The sequence below is a fragment of the Superficieibacter electus genome, from assembly GCF_002915575.1.
Taxonomy (GTDB): Bacteria; Pseudomonadota; Gammaproteobacteria; order Enterobacterales; family Enterobacteriaceae; genus Superficieibacter; species Superficieibacter electus.
In genome coordinates this window covers 192,089-208,610 of record NZ_PQGD01000010.1, presented here as the reverse complement: position 1 = coordinate 208,610, position 16,522 = coordinate 192,089, and the positions used below count along the sequence as shown (strand labels likewise).

13 protein-coding genes and 3 tRNA genes are annotated in these 16,522 nt (G+C 53.7%); 14 read left to right on the top strand and 2 right to left on the bottom strand.

Going from position 1 to position 16,522, the window contains the following annotated elements; translation table 11 throughout:
• Window positions 1–69 precede the first annotated feature (69 nt).
• From dcyD to sdiA, 4 genes are all read left to right on the top strand, one after another.
• Complete coding sequence (gene dcyD, locus CHU32_RS14250) at window positions 70–1,056, top strand: D-cysteine desulfhydrase (protein WP_103750872.1); 987 nt, start codon at window positions 70–72, stop codon at window positions 1,054–1,056.
• 15 nt (window positions 1,057–1,071) lie between these two features.
• On the top strand, window positions 1,072–1,740 hold the full coding sequence (gene tcyL / locus CHU32_RS14245; protein WP_103676171.1) for a cystine ABC transporter permease: 669 nt from the start codon (window positions 1,072–1,074) through the stop codon (window positions 1,738–1,740).
• Window positions 1,737–2,489, top strand: a complete 753-nt coding sequence (gene tcyN / locus CHU32_RS14240) for an L-cystine ABC transporter ATP-binding protein TcyN (RefSeq protein WP_103676170.1) — start codon at window positions 1,737–1,739, stop codon at window positions 2,487–2,489. Before tcyL ends, tcyN begins: the two co-directional genes overlap by 4 nt.
• Before the next feature lie 293 nt (window positions 2,490–2,782).
• Window positions 2,783–3,505, top strand: a complete 723-nt coding sequence (gene sdiA, locus CHU32_RS14235; protein WP_103676169.1) for a quorum-sensing transcriptional regulator SdiA — start codon at window positions 2,783–2,785, stop codon at window positions 3,503–3,505.
• 67 nt (window positions 3,506–3,572) lie between these two features.
• Here sdiA and CHU32_RS14230 read toward each other — a convergent pair whose 3' ends face one another.
• Window positions 3,573–3,797, bottom strand: coding sequence for a DUF2594 family protein (locus CHU32_RS14230; RefSeq protein WP_103676168.1), 225 nt, complete (start codon window positions 3,795–3,797; stop codon window positions 3,573–3,575).
• Complete coding sequence (locus tag CHU32_RS28935; RefSeq protein ID WP_425444893.1) at window positions 3,769–3,864, bottom strand: hypothetical protein; 96 nt, start codon at window positions 3,862–3,864, stop codon at window positions 3,769–3,771. The genes CHU32_RS14230 and CHU32_RS28935 overlap by 29 nt, the downstream gene beginning before the upstream one ends.
• A gap of 362 nt (window positions 3,865–4,226) precedes the next feature.
• Between CHU32_RS28935 and uvrY the strand changes: the two genes are divergently transcribed.
• The 10 genes from uvrY (at window position 4,227) to CHU32_RS14180 (ending at window position 16,515) form a co-directional block, all read left to right on the top strand.
• Window positions 4,227–4,883, top strand: coding sequence for a UvrY/SirA/GacA family response regulator transcription factor (uvrY, locus tag CHU32_RS14225; protein ID WP_103676199.1), 657 nt, complete (start codon window positions 4,227–4,229; stop codon window positions 4,881–4,883).
• Window positions 4,880–6,712: an excinuclease ABC subunit UvrC gene (gene uvrC / locus CHU32_RS14220; protein WP_103676167.1), complete on the top strand. Its 1,833-nt coding sequence runs from the start codon at window positions 4,880–4,882 to the stop codon at window positions 6,710–6,712. Before uvrY ends, uvrC begins: the two co-directional genes overlap by 4 nt.
• A gap of 57 nt (window positions 6,713–6,769) precedes the next feature.
• Window positions 6,770–7,318 (top strand): CDP-diacylglycerol--glycerol-3-phosphate 3-phosphatidyltransferase, encoded by a 549-nt coding sequence (pgsA, locus tag CHU32_RS14215; RefSeq protein ID WP_103676166.1) that lies wholly within the window; start codon window positions 6,770–6,772, stop codon window positions 7,316–7,318.
• A gap of 147 nt (window positions 7,319–7,465) precedes the next feature.
• Window positions 7,466–7,541, top strand: a tRNA-Gly gene (locus CHU32_RS14210).
• Window positions 7,542–7,580: 39 nt separating this feature from the next.
• Window positions 7,581–7,654 (top strand) — tRNA-Cys (locus CHU32_RS14205).
• A 12-nt stretch (window positions 7,655–7,666) separates the two neighbouring features.
• A tRNA-Leu gene (locus CHU32_RS14200) sits at window positions 7,667–7,753 on the top strand.
• Window positions 7,754–7,976: 223 nt separating this feature from the next.
• Complete coding sequence (locus tag CHU32_RS14195) at window positions 7,977–9,686, top strand: DUF2138 domain-containing protein (RefSeq protein ID WP_103676165.1); 1,710 nt, start codon at window positions 7,977–7,979, stop codon at window positions 9,684–9,686.
• The gene (locus CHU32_RS14190; RefSeq protein WP_425444895.1) at window positions 9,683–10,312 is read left to right on the top strand and encodes a DUF1175 domain-containing protein; all 630 of its coding nucleotides are present in this window, start codon (window positions 9,683–9,685) and stop codon (window positions 10,310–10,312) included. The genes CHU32_RS14195 and CHU32_RS14190 overlap by 4 nt, the downstream gene beginning before the upstream one ends.
• Complete coding sequence (locus CHU32_RS14185) at window positions 10,246–14,865, top strand: alpha-2-macroglobulin family protein (RefSeq protein WP_103676164.1); 4,620 nt, start codon at window positions 10,246–10,248, stop codon at window positions 14,863–14,865. Before CHU32_RS14190 ends, CHU32_RS14185 begins: the two co-directional genes overlap by 67 nt.
• A complete protein-coding gene (locus tag CHU32_RS14180) occupies window positions 14,866–16,515 on the top strand; it encodes a DUF2300 domain-containing protein (RefSeq protein ID WP_103676163.1) in 1,650 nt (549 codons plus the stop codon).
• The last annotated feature ends 7 nt before the right edge of the window (window positions 16,516–16,522 follow it).

The window sequence follows — 16,522 nt, the reverse complement described above, 5'->3', positions numbered from 1 at the left end:
GTATCACGGTACTTTTTTTCTTTCTCGCCCATAGCGTGCATAATAAAAAGAAATTTGTCAGGAGGTTGCATGTCGCTGCACAACTTAACCCGCTTTCCCCGTCTGGAACTGATTGGCGCGCCGACGCCACTGGAATATCTGCCACGCTTCTCGGACTATCTTGGCCGCGAAATCTTTATCAAGCGCGATGATGTGACACCGATGGCGCTCGGCGGTAATAAACTGCGCAACCTGGAGTTTCTTGCCGCCGATGCGTTGCGTGAAGGCGCGGACACCTTAGTGACCGCGGGTGCGATCCAGTCTAACCATGTCCGTCAGACGGCGGCGGTGGCGGCTAAGCTGGGGCTGCATTGCGTGGCGCTGCTGGAAAACCCCATTGGTACCACGGCAGAAAACTATCTTACTAACGGCAACCGCCTGCTGCTGGATCTGTTCGATGTCCAGGTTGAAATGTGCTCAGCGCTGGATAACCCTGACCAGCAGCTCGGTGAACTGGCGATGCGTCTTGAAGCTCAGGGTTTTCGCCCGTATGTCATACCGGTGGGTGGTTCTAACGCGTTGGGTGCATTAGGCTATGTTGAAAGCGCACTGGAAATAGCTCAACAGTGCGAAGGTGCGGTCAATATCTCTTCGGTGGTGGTGGCCTCCGGCAGCGCCGGAACCCACGCCGGACTGGCCGTTGGGCTGGAACAACTGATGCCGGAAGCCGATTTGATTGGCGTGACAGTGTCACGAAAAGTGGCCGATCAGTTACCCAAAGTGGTTGCCCTGCAACAGGCGGTCGCTCAGAGTCTGGAACTGTCCGCCACGGCTGAGATCCATCTCTGGGATGACTATTTTGCGCCCGGCTATGGGATGCCGAGCGAAGAAGGTCTGGAAGCCGTTAAGCTGCTGGCTAAACTGGAGGGTATTTTGCTCGACCCGGTATATACCGGTAAAGCCATGGCAGGTCTGATTGATGGTATTACTCGCCAGCGCTTTAAGGACGACGGTCCGATTCTGTTTATTCATACCGGCGGCGCACCTGCGCTGTTTGCCTATCATCCGCACGTTTAAGGCATACTACTCACAATGCAAGAGAGTCTACAACTGGTCCTCGATTCCGCGCCTTTCCTGCTGCGCGGGGCGGTGTTTACCTTACAGCTGAGTATCGGCGGGATGTTTTTTGGCCTGTTGCTGGGCTTTATCCTGGCGCTGATGCGCATGTCGCCGGTGCTGGTGATCCGCTGGCTGGCGCGGTTTTATATTTCCGTTTTTCGCGGCACGCCGCTGATTGCTCAGCTATTTATGATTTATTACGGTCTGCCGCAGTTTGGCATTGAGCTGGACCCGATCCCGGCCGCGATGATTGGTTTATCCCTTAATACCGCAGCGTATACCTCCGAAACCCTGCGCGCTGCTATCTCATCTATTGATAAAGGCCAGTGGGAAGCGGCGGCCAGTATCGGTATGACGCCGGGTCAGACGCTGCGCCGGGCAATCCTGCCTCAGGCCGCACGCGTTGCGCTGCCGCCGCTGAGCAACAGCTTTATCAGTCTGGTAAAAGACACCTCGCTGGCGGCGACCATTCAGGTGCCGGAGCTTTTCCGGCAGGCGCAGTTGATTACCTCTCGCACGCTGGAGGTCTTCACCATGTATCTGGCGGCATCGTTGATTTACTGGGTGATGGCGACGGCGCTTTCGGCTTTGCAAAATCACTTTGAATACCGCTTAAACCGTCAGGAGCGCGATCCGAAATGAGTGCCATTGAAGTTAAACAACTGCTGAAGAAATTTCACGGGCAAACGGTGCTGCACGGTATCGATCTTGACGTGGAGGAGGGCGAAGTCGTCGCTATCATTGGTCCCAGTGGTTCAGGGAAAACCACATTGTTGCGCAGTATTAATCTGCTGGAGCAGCCTGAAGGCGGTACGATTCGGGTCGGCGCTATCACCATCGATACCGCCCGCCCTTTAGGCCAGCAAAAAGAGAAGATCCGTACCCTGCGCCAGCACGTGGGATTTGTTTTTCAGAGCTTTAATCTCTTCCCCCACCGCACCGTGCTGGAAAATATTATTGAAGGACCGGTCATCGTCAAAGGTGAAGACAAACAGGATGCAATGACTCGCGCCCGGCAATTGCTGGAAAAAGTGGGCCTTAGCGGGAAAGAGAACAGCTACCCCAAACGTCTTTCGGGCGGGCAGCAGCAGCGGGTGGCGATTGCCCGCGCGCTGGCGATGCGTCCGGATGTGATCCTGTTTGATGAGCCGACCTCTGCACTGGACCCGGAGCTGGTCGGCGAGGTACTCAACACCATTCGCCAACTGGCGCTGGAGAAGCGCACGATGGTCATCGTTACCCATGAAATGAGTTTTGCCCGTGACGTGGCCGATCGGGCGATTTTTATGGACCAGGGACGCATCGTTGAGCAGGGGCCGGCAAAAACCCTCTTTACTTCACCACAGCAGCCACGCACAAAGCAGTTTCTGGAGAAGTTTCTCAGCCAGTAATATCATTCAGGCGCATCTGCCCGGCCTGCGGATGTGCCGTCTCTCCCCGATGGAATATAAATTTCACTTAAGTTCTCTGCGTAATTTGCCGCTTCGTTTAACTCGGCGTATGCCTCTGTTTTAACCAAAAAATCATAAATTACCGGAGCTTGGCCTTGCCTTATCTGCGTCTGGTCCTGTTTTGGTACTGTTTATTTGTTCAGAATGGATATTTTATATTAATAAATAAGTTTTATGTGTTAGCTTGATGTATACATAATAATTATTGAAGTGCAGGGGAATTATTGGCAGTTATGAGGGAGAATGACTTTTTCGCGTGGCGGCGGGAGATGCTGTACCGTTTTCAATCGGCGACAGTGGCAGAAGAGGTTTATACTCTGCTGCAACAGCAAATTCAGTGGCTTGAATATGACTTTTTTTCGCTGTGTATCCGGCATCCGGTGCCCTTTACCCGCCCTAAAATATCGCTCCACGCAACCTATCCGGCGTCCTGGCTGAAGCATTATCAGTCTGAGAACTATTTTGCGATCGATCCTGTTTTAAAAACGGACAATTATCAGCATGGCTGTGTCAACTGGAGCGATGATTTGTTTTGCGAGGCAACCAACCTCTGGGATGCCGCTCGCGACCACGGATTGCGCGGGGGGATCACCCAATGTGCGGTCTTACCTAACCGGGCTACCGGTTTCTTGTCAGTCGCCAGTCAGCATGCACAGAATAAAAAAGTGAGTGATGACGAAACCGAGTTGCGGTTGAGAACGTTAATTGAGTTAAGTACCGAAGCACTGTTACGGCTGAATGATGAACTCGTTGCTTCACCCGAGATGAAGTTTAGCAAGCGAGAACTGGAAATTCTGAAATGGACCGCCGAGGGCAAAACCTCTGCTGAAATCGCTATTATTTTGTCGATATCGGAAAATACGGTCAACTTTCATCAGAAAAATATGCAGCGGAAGTTTAATGCGCCCAATAAAACGCAAATCGCCTGCTACGCGGTGGCGATTGGCTTAATCTGACCGCCCCGACGTTCTGCGTGCCAGACGCATAACCGGCTGTGAGTTTCGCTCTCAGCCGGCCATTCTACTACTGACGGTAGGCCTGTTTAATTTGCTTAACCGTGCTGGAATAAACCGCTGCCAGATTTTCATCGTCGATCTGGGCGATTTGTTTTTCCATCTTAATGATTACGCGGCCAGCATCGGCCTGTCCCATCGCCTGTAGCATCAGCGTAAGCATGGCTTTCAGGCAGGAGACTTCCTGAGCCAGTTGCTGAGTATTGTCAGAAGTGGAAAAATCGGGTGCGCTCATTTATTTTCCTCGTATGATTCTTGCGCGCTGGCGCGATGTTAAAAGCAAAGGCGGCGGAGTATATCATAAGCTGAGGCAAAAAAAGGAGTGGTTGTTTTTTGTTCAGCTTGTCTGCGCGGCCGCTAATTAGATAAAATCGTTGAAAAGATTAAATCCCGGTATCCAATAATTGTTTTTTGTTCTCATTGCGTTAATTATTGTTAAAGCCCTGGTTAAGTATTCTTCATGTTATAACGCGCAAAATGAAAAAAAATCCGCTTCTTGATGTTGCGCCGCCTCACATCGCATCGCCTGCGGTATTAAAATTCGAAAAACGCGGGCGAAATCTTATCTCTGGTCTTTTTTTGCATTTCAATGTTCAGCAAAAAAACGGTAATATACGAAAAATCAGTTGTCAGTAGCGTTATCCCTTTTCAGGAGATTATTCCTTTGATCAACGTTTTTCTTGTTGATGACCACGAGCTGGTGCGCGCAGGGATACGACGCATTCTTGAAGATATTAAGGGCATAAAAGTCGTTGGTGAGGCCTGCTGCGGCGAGGACGCCGTCAAATGGTGCCGGGCAAATTCCGTTGACGTGGTATTGATGGATATGAACATGCCTGGTATTGGTGGCCTGGAGGCGACGCGCAAAATCGCCCGCGCTGCGCCCGACACAAAAGTTATTATGCTCACTGTTCATACCGAAAATCCGCTGCCAGCCAGGGTAATGCAGGCAGGCGCTGCGGGTTATCTGAGTAAAGGCGCAGCTCCGCAGGAAGTGGTTAGCGCAATCCGCTCTGTATACTCCGGTCAGCGCTACATCGCCTCGGATATCGCACAGCAAATGGCACTCAGTCAAATCAAGCCAGAAAAAACGGAATCTCCGTTTGCCAGTTTGTCTGAACGCGAATTGCAGATTATGCTGATGATTACCAAAGGTCAGAAGGTTAATGAGATCTCAGAACAGCTGAATCTCAGTCCTAAAACGGTGAACAGCTATCGCTATCGTATGTTTAGCAAATTGAACATTCATGGTGATGTCGAGCTGACGCACCTGGCAATCCGCCATGGCCTGTGTAATGCGGAGTCGTTAGCAAATCTGTGAGTGATGTATTTGATTCAAAATCCTTTCTAAAAACGGTGACCAGCCAACCCGGTGTCTATCGTATGTACGATGCTGGCGGCACCGTTATTTATGTCGGTAAAGCCAAAGATCTGAAAAAACGCTTGTCGAGCTACTTTCGCGGCAACCTTGCCTCGCGCAAAACAGAGGCGCTGGTGGCGTTGATCGCCCAGATTGACGTGACGGTCACCCACACGGAAACCGAAGCGCTGCTGCTTGAGCATAATTACATCAAGCTCTATCAGCCCCGGTACAATGTCTTACTGCGCGACGACAAATCGTATCCGTTTATCTTTTTGAGTGGCGATACGCATCCTCGTCTGGCAACGCATCGTGGCGCAAAACATGCGAAGGGCGAGTATTTCGGCCCGTTTCCTAATGGTTACGCGGTAAGGGAAACGCTGGCACTGCTGCAGAAGATTTTCCCTATTCGTCAGTGTGAAAATAGCGTTTATCGCAATCGCTCACGTCCTTGTCTGCAATATCAGATCGGGCGCTGTCTTGGCCCGTGTGTGGCAGGGCTGGTAAGTGAAGATGACTATGCGCAGCAGGTCGAATATGTTCGCCTTTTCCTGGCCGGAAAAGACGATCAGGTACTAACACAGCTCATCGCCCGTATGGAAAAAGCCAGTCAAAATCTGGATTTTGAGGAAGCTGCGCGTATTCGCGATCAAATCCAGGCGGTGCGTCGGGTAACAGAAAAACAGTTTGTCTCCAATAATGGTGACGACCTTGACGTTATCGGCGTTTCTTTTGATGCGGGCATGGCCTGTATTCACGTGCTGTTTATCCGTCAGGGCAAAGTGCTGGGCAGTCGTAGCTACTTCCCTAAAGTTCCCGGTGGAACGGAGCTGAGTGAAGTGGTGGAAACCTTTGTCGGCCAGTTTTATCTCCAGGGCAGCCAGATGCGTACCCTGCCGGGCGAGATCCTGCTGGACTTTACTCTCAGCGATAAAACGCTGCTCGAAGAATCGCTCACCACACTTGCCGGGCGACGCGTTAACGTGCAGACCAAACCGCGTGGCGATCGCGCTCGTTATTTGAAGCTGGCACGCACCAACGCGGCAACGGCGCTGACGACTAAACTGTCGCAGCAGTCAACGGTACACCAGCGACTCGCCGCGCTTGCCACGCTGCTTAAATTGCCGGAAGTCAGACGAATGGAATGTTTCGACATCAGCCATACGATGGGCGAACAGACGGTGGCTTCCTGCGTGGTGTTTGACAGTAATGGTCCGCTACGGGCCGAGTATCGTCGCTACAATATTACCGGGATCACACCCGGTGATGACTACGCGGCCATGAATCAGGTACTGCGTCGTCGTTATGGCAAAGCGATTGAAGCGAGTAAAATCCCGGACGTGATCCTGATTGATGGTGGTAAGGGGCAGCTCGGACAGGCGAAAAACGTGTTTTCTGAGCTGGAAGTCCCCTGGGATAAACATCATCCCATCCTGCTTGGCGTGGCGAAAGGGACCGATCGTAAGGCCGGGCTGGAAACGCTGTTTTTCGAGCCTGAAGGGGAAGGGTTCAGTCTGCCACCTGACTCACCCGCGCTGCATGTGATCCAGCATATTCGCGATGAATCCCACGATCATGCCATTAGCGGGCACCGCAAAAAACGGGCGAAAGTGAAAAATACCAGCTCGCTGGAAACGATTGAAGGCGTGGGACCCAAGCGGCGGCAGATGCTGCTAAAATACATGGGCGGTTTGCAGGGTTTGCAGAATGCAAGCGTTGACGAGATCGCAAAAGTACCGGGTATATCGCAGGGTCTGGCAGAAAAGATCTTCTACTCGTTGAAACATTAGGTGCCTTGTAGCAACATAGGGCTAATTTTTACTAACAACAGATAGTTACCCGTCACTATGCGATTTAATATCCCTACGTTGCTTACTCTGTTTCGCGTTATTTTGATTCCCTTTTTCGTGCTGGCATTTTATTTGCCGTTCGTTTGGGCACCCTTTGCCTGTGCGCTGATTTTTCTCATCGCGGCGGTCACTGACTGGTTTGACGGGTTTCTGGCCCGCCGCTGGAATCAAAGCACGCGTTTTGGTGCATTTCTCGATCCGGTAGCGGATAAAGTGCTGGTGGCCATTGCGATGGTGCTGGTGGCCGAGCATTATCACAGTTGGTGGGTCACCTTACCGGCGGCAACGATGATTGCGCGGGAGATTATCATCTCCGCACTGCGCGAATGGATGGCCGAGTTGGGCAAACGCAGCAACGTTGCCGTATCATGGATTGGCAAGGTAAAAACCACAGCCCAGATGGTCGCCTTAACCTGGCTGCTGTGGCGTCCTAACGAGTGGGTGACATGGGCGGGTATCGCGCTATTTTTCGTCGCGGCAATCCTGACATTGTGGTCGATGCTGCAATATCTGAATGCCGCACGCAGCGATTTGCTTGAACCGTGATCGTTTCGCCGTAAATTTCAGCAAACGAGCCGCCGTTGCGAAAAATATCGTTGACTCATCGCCTCAGGTAAGTAGAATGCAACGCATCGAACGGCAGCACTGAATGCCAGACGATAATAAAATCAAGTGATTATATAGCTTGATATTGCGGGAATAGCTCAGTTGGTAGAGCACGACCTTGCCAAGGTCGGGGTCGCGAGTTCGAGTCTCGTTTCCCGCTCCAGTTTAAAGCATCGGCTATAGCGGGTGTTAGAGTATTAAAGGCGCGTTAGCAAAGCGGTTATGTAGCGGATTGCAAATCCGTCTAGTCCGGTTCGACTCCGGAACGCGCCTCCAATTTTTTCCCGCGCCCGGGTGGTGAAATCGGTAGACACAAGGGATTTAAAATCCCTCGGCGTTCGCGCTGTGCGGGTTCAAGTCCCGCCCCGGGCACCATGGGAAACAAATAGAATAATCAAAGCAATAAGCAGTGTCGTGAAACCACCTTCGGGTGGTTTTTTTGTATCGCGAAATTAATTTTATTACCTGTTGCTTTTAGTGGATATAAGCATAAGCTTCTTCAGCAGTACTGACGTACAACTGAATAACGCTACTGCATCGGGTCGGTTTGAGTCCGCTGCTGGAAATAGTGGGCTGTAAAAAGACAGGGATAGTAGTCATGACCGAATTAAATACCTTCGCCAGGAAAGCGAAAGGGCGCAAGCTGTATGCGTCTATCACCTTATGCGCTTTCGGAGTGCTTTCTGCCGCAGTCTGGGGATGGCAGCATTATTCCACGGTGAGTGAAAAAACGCTCACGCCGCTGGTCGTGCAAAACAATTTGCAGATAGACCTCAACACGCCTGATGTACTGATTGACAGCGACTCCTTAAGTCAGCTTCCCAAAGATCTTCTGACAATTCCTTTTCTGCATGATGTTCTCAGCGAAGACTTCGTTTTCTATTACCAGCACAACCCTGACCGCCTTGGCATTGAAGGCAGCCTCCGGCGCATTGTCTACGAGCATGATTTAACGCTACAGGACAAACTGCTGACCTCGCTGCTGGATCAGCCTGCCGAGGCTGCCTTATGGCACGATAAAAAAGGTCGCCTGTCGCACTACATGGTGCTAATCCAGCGAAGTGGATTGAGCAAACTGCTTGAGCCAGTGTTGTTTGCGGCGACCAGCGATCGGCAGCTAAGTAAAACCGAAATCAGCGGCATCAGGATTAACAGCGAGACTGTGCCTGTTTATGCGCTGAGTTATAACGGTAATCGCTCTCTGCTTTTTGCAACTTATCATGACAATATGCTGATTTTTTCCAGCAGCGACATGCTGTTTAAAGGCGAAGAACAGGATGCAACAGCAACCAGTATCGCCCGTGGCTTACTAAGCGGTGAACAGCACTGGAATACGCAGTTTGGGTTAAATGCGCGAGTGCCTTCTGCAACCGGCAAACAACAGGTTCGCCAGCGCATCGTGGTGAATGCCAACCTGCTGGGCTTTGGTTATCAGCGCCTGATCCCGGCATTTGCCGGGGTGCGGTTTGATATGGACGCCGGGGGATGGCATAGCTGGCTTGCGCTAAATGATAAATCCGCCAGCGAAGACACCAGCTTTGATTTCGCGCCGCTATGGAGCGTCATGCCCTCAGGTGCCAGTTTTTGTGTGGCCGTGCCGTATTCCCACGGTATTGCAGAGCAAATGCTCTCGCAACTCAGTGCGAATTCGCAAGAACTGAACGGGCTGCTGGACGGTGCCGGTGGGCTTTGCTGGTATGAGAACTCCAGACTTCAGAGCCCGTTATTTATCGGCAACATTAACGGCGGCGCTGAGCAGGCGCAACTTCCGGCCATGTTGTTTGAGAACGCCATCGGCGCGCGCGAAAGCAATGCGCCGCAGGGACGAATGCCGGTGAAAAAGACACAGTCAGGCTCTGCGACGATCTGGCAGCGCGAGGTCAGTTCGCGTTACGGCCAGTATCCGGCAGCGAAATCTGCCTCCCCGGAGCAACTGATGTCGCCCGCATTCTTTCGCGTATCGCTGGCAATACAGGACAAAACGGTGGCATTTTCTCTGGACGATACATTAGTCAATAATGCATTGCAGACGCTGAATAAAACGCGACCTCCGATGGCTGATGTCATTCCCGACGGGAATTTCGTCCCGCTCTACATTAACCCTCAGGGCATGGCGAAACTGCTGAGGCGCGAAACGCTGGAGAGCCTGCCAAAAAATGCCGAGCCGGTTTTCTTTAACGCGGCGCAAACGCTATTAATGCCGAAAATCGATGCATTAGCCGCGCAGCCTCGTTACGTCATGATGCTGGCTCAACCGGAACCCGGTGACGCCTGGCAGTGGCTACCGGTGAGCTGGAAGGCATTATGATCCGTCTGCTGGCGGCATGCTGCTGGCTTGTTTGTGCGCTGGCAACGGCGGCGCAGACCGTTACGCTTGATGCCGAACAATCGACGCTGTTTCGCTCGTGGTTTATGCGTATTGCCGAAGAACAACTGCGTCAGGGGCCGAGTCCGCGCTGGTATCAGCAGGATTGTGCCGGGCTGGTGCGTTTTGCCGCAAATGAGGCCCTAAAACCGCACGATACCTCGTGGCTACGCAGCAACGGGTTGTCAAACCGCTTTTTGCCGCCGGAAATGACCTTAACGCCGCAGCAGCGCCAGCTAGCGCAACGCTGGGATCAGGGCAACGGCAACATTGGCCCTTATGTCAATGCAATCAAATTGATCCAGTACAATAGTCGTTTTATTGGCCGGGATGTGAACCAGGCATTGCCTGGCGATATGCTTTTTTTTGATCAGGGCGACGACCAGCATTTAATGGTCTGGATGGGACGTTACGTCATCTACCACACCGGAAGTGCTACCCACGCGGATAATGGAATGCGCGCCGTCAGTCTGCAACAACTCATGACATGGAACGATACCCGATGGATACCCAACGACTCAAACCCCAATTTCATTGGCGTTTATCGCTTAAACTTTCTGGCGCGATAGGCGGGCAGCGTTTTTCCCGCCTTTGTCTTCCCCTGCTGATCGCAACGGCGCTGGGGGTTCCATGTGCCCATGCCGGTGAGGAGCTTCCCGACAGCGGTTATTCATCACCGACAGGAGACAGTTTTTTTCTGCTGGCCGATAGCAGTTTTACCAATACGGAAGAAGCCAAAGTCAGACTTGAAGCTCCCGGCCGCGATTACCAGCGTTACCGTATGGAGGAGTATGGTGGAGCCGATATTCGCCTCTATCGCATTCCCGATCCGCTGGCCTTTCTGCGTCAGCAGAAAAACCTGCATCGCATCGTTGTTCAACCGCAGTACTTAGGCGACGGGCTGGCAAACACGCTCACCTTTCTGTGGGACAACTGGTACGGAAAATCTCGCCGCGTTATGCAACGTTCGTTTTCCTCGCAGTCTCGCCAGAAGGTAACGCAGGCGCTGCCAGAATTACAGCTCGGCAATGCCATAACGAAACCCTCGCAGTATGTTCAGACGAACCTGTTCTCACCGTTGAAAAAATATCCGCTGGTTGAGCAATTTCGCTATCCGTTGTGGAGCGCTATCCCTATCCAGCCGCCAAAAGGCGTTGAACTGGAAGGATCGTCCAGTAACTTTGTACAGGCGCAACCGGGCAACGTTTATATTCCGCTCGGCAAGCTGGAACCGGGGCTTTATCTCGTTGAAGCTATGATCGGCAAATATCGGGCCACAACCGTGGTTTTCGTTTCTAATACTGTGGCGCTCAGTAAAGTCTCTGGCAACGATCTGCTGGTGTGGACGGCCGGAAAAACCAACGGCGACGTGAAACCCGGTACGGACATTCTGTGGACGGACGGACTGGGGATATTAGCCAGCGGTAAGACGGACAATGAGGGTGCTCTGAAGCTGAAACATATTTCGCCGGAGCGGTCGTACATTCTGGGTAAAGACGCAGAGGGTGGCGTTTTCGTCTCAGAAAACTTCTATTACGACAGTGAAATTTATAATACCCGGTTGTACGTCTTTACCGACCGACCGCTTTATCGTGCGGGCGATCGGGTCGATGTGAAAGTACTGGGGCGCGAATTCCACGATGCGCTGCATTCATCGGCCATTACCGGTGCCCCCGCGACGCTCTCTGTGATTGATGCCAATGGCAGCGTGCTGCAATCGCAGAAGATAACCCTTGATGGGCGCAGTGGCGGGCAGACCAGCTTCCGCTTGCCTGACAACGCCGTATCCGGCGGCTATGAACTCCGCCTGGCGTACCGCAATCATCTTTACAGCAGCGCGTTTCGGGTCGCGAGCTATATTAAACCGCACTTTGAAGTGGCGCTAACGCTGGATAAAAAAGAGTTCAAAACCGGGGACGCGGTGCAGGGTCATCTGCAACTGCTTTATCCCGATGGTAAAGCCGTAAAAGGAGCGCGTGTCCAGTTAAGCCTGCGATCGCAGCAATTGTCGATGGTTGGCAACGATCTGCGCTATGCAGGGCGCTTTCCGATAGAGCTCTCCAGTAGCGACATGGTGTCCGATGAGGCGGGGCGCGTGGCGATAAATCTGCCCGCCGCAGACAAACCAAGCCGTTATTTGTTAACCATTTCTGCCAGTGACGGCGCGGCGTATCGGGTCAATTCGACCAAAGAGATCCTTATTGAACGTGGACAAGCGCACTATGCCCTGCAAACGACTTCCCGGTTCAGCCAGGCCGGTGACGATGTCGCTTTTCACTATTCGCTACTCGATGGCGCAGGGCCAAAACCCGCGCAGTACGAGTGGGTCCGTCTTGAGGATCGCGCCACGCAACGCGGGAGTGTCTCTGCAAACGGGAAATCGTTCACCGTGCGGTTTGATAAACCAGGTAACTACACGCTGACGCTGCGCGATAAAGACGATTTAATCATCGGCGGTATCAGTCATATCGTCAGCGGCACCGGCAGTCAGGCGCAGACTGGCACCATTGACATCACGCCCGATAAAACCCAGTACCAGCCGGGTGAGACGGCGAAAATGCTCATTACGTTTCCCGAGCCGGTACAAGAAGCGCTGCTAACCCTGGAGCGCGATAGGGTCGAGAAACAGTCGCTGCTCTCACGTCCTGCCAGTTGGCTGACGCTACAGCGTCTGAATGATACCCAGTACATTGCCCTGGTCCCGGTTGCTGAAGCCTTTGCGCCGAATATGACCTTTTCAGTGCTTTATACTCGTCACGGCCAGTACAGTTTCCAGAACGCTGGCATTAAAGTGGCGACGCCGCACCTGGATCTACAGGTAAAAACCGATAAAACTCACTACCAGCCAGGTGAGCTGGTCAATGTTGAACTCACTACGCTGCTTAAAGGCAAACCGGTTTCTGCGCAGTTGACGGTTAGCGTGGTGGATGAAATGATCTATGCGCTACAGCCGGAAATCGCCCCGGATATCGGCAAATTTTTCTACCCGCTGGGACGTGACAATGTGCGCACCAGCTCCAGTTTATCGTTCATTACTTACGATCAGGCACTCTCCAGCGAACCCACGACGCCGGGTGCGACCAACCGCAGCGAGCGGCGGGTAAAAATGCTGGAACGTCCGCGCCGGGAAGAGGTTGATACCGCCGCCTGGCTGCCATCGCTGACGACGGACAAACAAGGCAAGGCGCACTTTACTTTCCTGATGCCGGATTCCCTGACCCGCTGGCGTATTACCGCCAGGGGAATGAATGCTGACGGCCTGGTAGGGCAAAGTCAGTCGTTCCTGCGCTCGGAAAAAAATCTCTACATGAAACTGAGCATGCCGACGGTGTTCCGTGAAGGAGATAAACCTGACGCCGGGCTGTTTATCTTCAGCCAGCAGGATAACGCCGCCGCTGAGCTGGTCACACATTTTGCCGGACAAGAGCAGCGTAAGCCGCTGACGCTTCATCAGGGCGCAAACTATATTCCTCTGGCCCAGTCGATTCAGCAGTCCGGTCTGTTCAGTGCCGAGCTGTGGCAGAACGGCCAGAGGCAGGATGGCATCAGCGCGCAGATAGCATTTATTCATAATGCCTGGTGGGTCGATGAGCAGAAAAACGTGCTGCTAAGCGGCGGAGATAACCTGCTAGAACTGCCGGCACATGCGCGCAACATTCGTCTGCAAAGCAGTGACACGGTGCAGGATATTTTCCGTAATAATCTTGATGAGCTTATTGATGAACCTTATGGCGGCGTAGTCAATACTGCCAGCCGTCTGATTCCCTTGAGTCTGGCATGGCGTTCATTGCCCACTCATGACGGTGCCGCCGCCGCCGATTTGCGTCAGATGATGCAAAACAACCGCCTGCGTCTGATGCAACTGGCAGGACCGGACGCGCGTTTCGCCTGGTGGGGTGACAGTGAAGATAGCAGCGCGCTGTTGACCGCCTGGGCATGGTACGCCGACTGGCAGGCCAGCCAAGCGTTAGGGGTACCTCAATCACCTGAATACTGGCAGCATATGCTGGACAGCTATGCCGGGCAGGCCAACACGATGCCGCTGCTTCATCGGGCGCTGGTGCTGGCCTGGGCGCAGGAAATGGGGTTGCCGGTGAAAAGTCTGCTGAAGGGGCTGGACGAAACCCTGGCCAGCCGTTCAGCGCAAAACGGTGATGACAATCTTGCGCCGGATGATAGCCTGATCCTCTGGCAACCCGACTCGGCGTTGGGGGATGCGGTAGCGAGCGTATTAACCTCGACGCTGCTGAAAAAAGCGAATCTGACTTCCGTTGGCAGCCAGGCGGCGCAGGCGGCTGCGCTGCGTCTGGCGGCGGATAGCGCTCAGCCGCTGGCACGCACGGTGGTCTTGCTCAGCGGCAACGGCGATGCCGCTCAGGCGGCCGCTATTCTTCGCAGCTTAACCGCGCAGCAGTCGGGCATGGATCGTGCACTGGCACTGAACTGGTTGGCGACATACATGAATACCGTGCCTGCGGTAGCCCTTCCCGCGCCTGCGGGCGCATGGGCGAAGCGCTATGCGGCAAATGGTGGCGAGTTCTGGCGCTGGAGCGGGCAGGATGTGCCCGAGGTCATCTCGCTACCTGATGATGCAATGCCACTCAATGTGCAGATCCGCTGGCGCGCACCGGCTGACAATGCGCAGCAAAATATGCCGGGGGTGAACATCGAACGTCATTTATTCAAACTGGTGGCAGGCGAGAGCGCCATGAGCTTTATCCTGCAACCCGTCATCGATGATGAAATTGACAGTGACGCGCTCTATCTTGATGAAATTACGCTGACCAGCGAGCAGGCATCACCGCTACGTTATGGGCAGGTTGAAGTCCCGCTCCCACCGGGAGCGGATGTGGAACGCACCACCTGGGGCATTTCCGTCAGCAAACCGGGGGCGAAAGACCAGCAGGGGGCAGCGCTGGAAAAAGCGCGCAATGAAACGAGCGAACTGGCGTACATGATCCCCGTGAAGTCGTTGAGCGGAACCGTAACCTTCCGTCATTTGCTGCGCTTCTCGCAAAAAGGGCAATTTGTATTGCCTCCCGCTCGCTATATCCGCAGCTACGCCACGGATCAGCAGAGCCTGGCACCGAATACAGACTGGACTAAGATGCGGGTGAAATAAATGAAGTGGTCCGGCACGCTATGTCTACTGTGTTTTCTTCCCTTGCTGGCAACGGCAGAGGAGCCTGCACTGCAACTGGCGCTACGCGAGGCTCAGGGAAACCAGCTTTATACCTTAACCACGGCGGGCGTAACACGCGCAATGCCCCTGGCGGAAAAGATGCTCACGCCGCTGGGGAGCGTATGGAAACTGTATGTTTACGCCTGGCTTGAAGATACCCATCAGCCGGAGCAGCCTTATCAGTGTCAGGGGCAGGACGTCGGGGAGGTTTATTGCTGCCATCCTGGAGAGCGTATCACGCGTGATACAGCACTGGTCCGCTCCTGTGGGCTTTATTTTGCACCCTCGCGGTTACATATTGATGCCCGCGCATGGGAAGCGTACTGGCGTCAGCACAACGGCCCATCGTGGGCGCTCTCGCTTTCCTCATTACAGCCGCAAACGCAGGTTGGGGTCAGCGCGCTACTCGATTCGTTAGCCGTCTTGCCCGCACAGCAAAAAGCCCGGACCGTGTTGCTGGATGTGATGCTGGATGGTACGAAAGAGGGGCTTGCCGCCGCGCTCGGGGGACGGCTACGGGTGAAAACCTGGAGCTGGTTTTCCGGCGATGAAACGCAGGCCCGGCGGGGAGGATTCGCCGGTTGGCTGACCGACGGTACGCCGGTATGGGCAGGCGGCAGCGGCACCAGTAAAACGGTACTGATGCGCTATGCGTCAGTATTGGATCAGTTTTTACCTGTGTCGTCAGGTGTCGCCAGCGGTCAGTGCGTGCAGGTGCATCTGTTCGCCCGTTACCCGGTGCAGTCAGTCGTCAAAGAAAACACCACACGTAGCATCACAACGGGTCCTCTGTACGGACGTTATCGGGTGACGTTCAGTAATGGCAATCATATTAGCCTGGTGAGTAACGGCGAAACGATGTTGCTGACCGAGAAGGGCGTGCCACGCCTTCAGGCGCATCTTGATCGTGAAGAGTACGTTGCCAGAGTGCTGGATCGCGAGGCGGCAGCGACGCCGCTGGAGGCGGCAAAAGCGATGACCATCGTCATCCGTAGTTATTTACTGCAAAACGCGCAGCGTGAGGGAGACTGTCTCGTCATCAATGACAGCAGCGCAAGCCAGCGTGTCTCGCCGTCGCCCGCCAGCCGCGCCTCGCGTGAGGTCACGGCCTGGACGCAGGATATGATCCTCGCCGGAAGAGCGGTTAATTATCACAGAGACCGCGCCGCGACGGGGTTGCTCTCATGGCAAATGGCGCGCGAGCAGGCAGAAAGAGGGCAACGCGTAGATGCGATTCTTTCTGCTGCCTTCCCGGATGCCAGTCTGAGTCGCTGGGACGACCCGCAAGCCACCTGCCAGCCGATGCCGGAGGCAAAACGCTGGCTAGTGGCAAAAATGGAGCAGTGGCGTACACAACTGAACCCGGAGCCTGGTTACAGCGAGCCGCCTGCCTTTGCGGTTTGCAAACTGGTTTCTGGTTTTCCATTTACCGACAGGCAGCAAAAGCGCCTGTATATTCGCAATTTCTTTACGCTTCAGGACCGGCTTGATTTAGCACACGAATACTTGCATCTGGCCTTCGATGGTTATCCTTCCGGGCTGGATGAGTCTTACGTGGAAAACCTGGCCCGTCATTTATTAATGGACTAATGCTATG

Excerpts from the sequence above, each read along its gene's own strand:
- dcyD (WP_103750872.1), top strand. The coding sequence starts at position 70 with ATGTCGCTGCACAACTTAACCCGCTTTCCCCGTCTGGAACTGATTGGC.
- tcyL (WP_103676171.1), top strand. The coding sequence starts at position 1,072 with ATGCAAGAGAGTCTACAACTGGTCCTCGATTCCGCGCCTTTCCTGCTG.
- tcyN (WP_103676170.1), top strand. The coding sequence starts at position 1,737 with ATGAGTGCCATTGAAGTTAAACAACTGCTGAAGAAATTTCACGGGCAA.
- sdiA (WP_103676169.1), top strand. The coding sequence starts at position 2,783 with ATGAGGGAGAATGACTTTTTCGCGTGGCGGCGGGAGATGCTGTACCGT.
- CHU32_RS14230 (WP_103676168.1), bottom strand. The coding sequence starts at position 3,797 with ATGAGCGCACCCGATTTTTCCACTTCTGACAATACTCAGCAACTGGCT.
- CHU32_RS28935 (WP_425444893.1), bottom strand. The coding sequence starts at position 3,864 with ATGATATACTCCGCCGCCTTTGCTTTTAACATCGCGCCAGCGCGCAAG.
- pgsA (WP_103676166.1), top strand. The coding sequence starts at position 6,770 with ATGCGATTTAATATCCCTACGTTGCTTACTCTGTTTCGCGTTATTTTG.
- CHU32_RS14195 (WP_103676165.1), top strand. The coding sequence starts at position 7,977 with ATGACCGAATTAAATACCTTCGCCAGGAAAGCGAAAGGGCGCAAGCTG.
- CHU32_RS14190 (WP_425444895.1), top strand. The coding sequence starts at position 9,683 with ATGATCCGTCTGCTGGCGGCATGCTGCTGGCTTGTTTGTGCGCTGGCA.
- CHU32_RS14185 (WP_103676164.1), top strand. The coding sequence starts at position 10,246 with ATGGATACCCAACGACTCAAACCCCAATTTCATTGGCGTTTATCGCTT.
- CHU32_RS14180 (WP_103676163.1), top strand. The coding sequence starts at position 14,866 with ATGAAGTGGTCCGGCACGCTATGTCTACTGTGTTTTCTTCCCTTGCTG.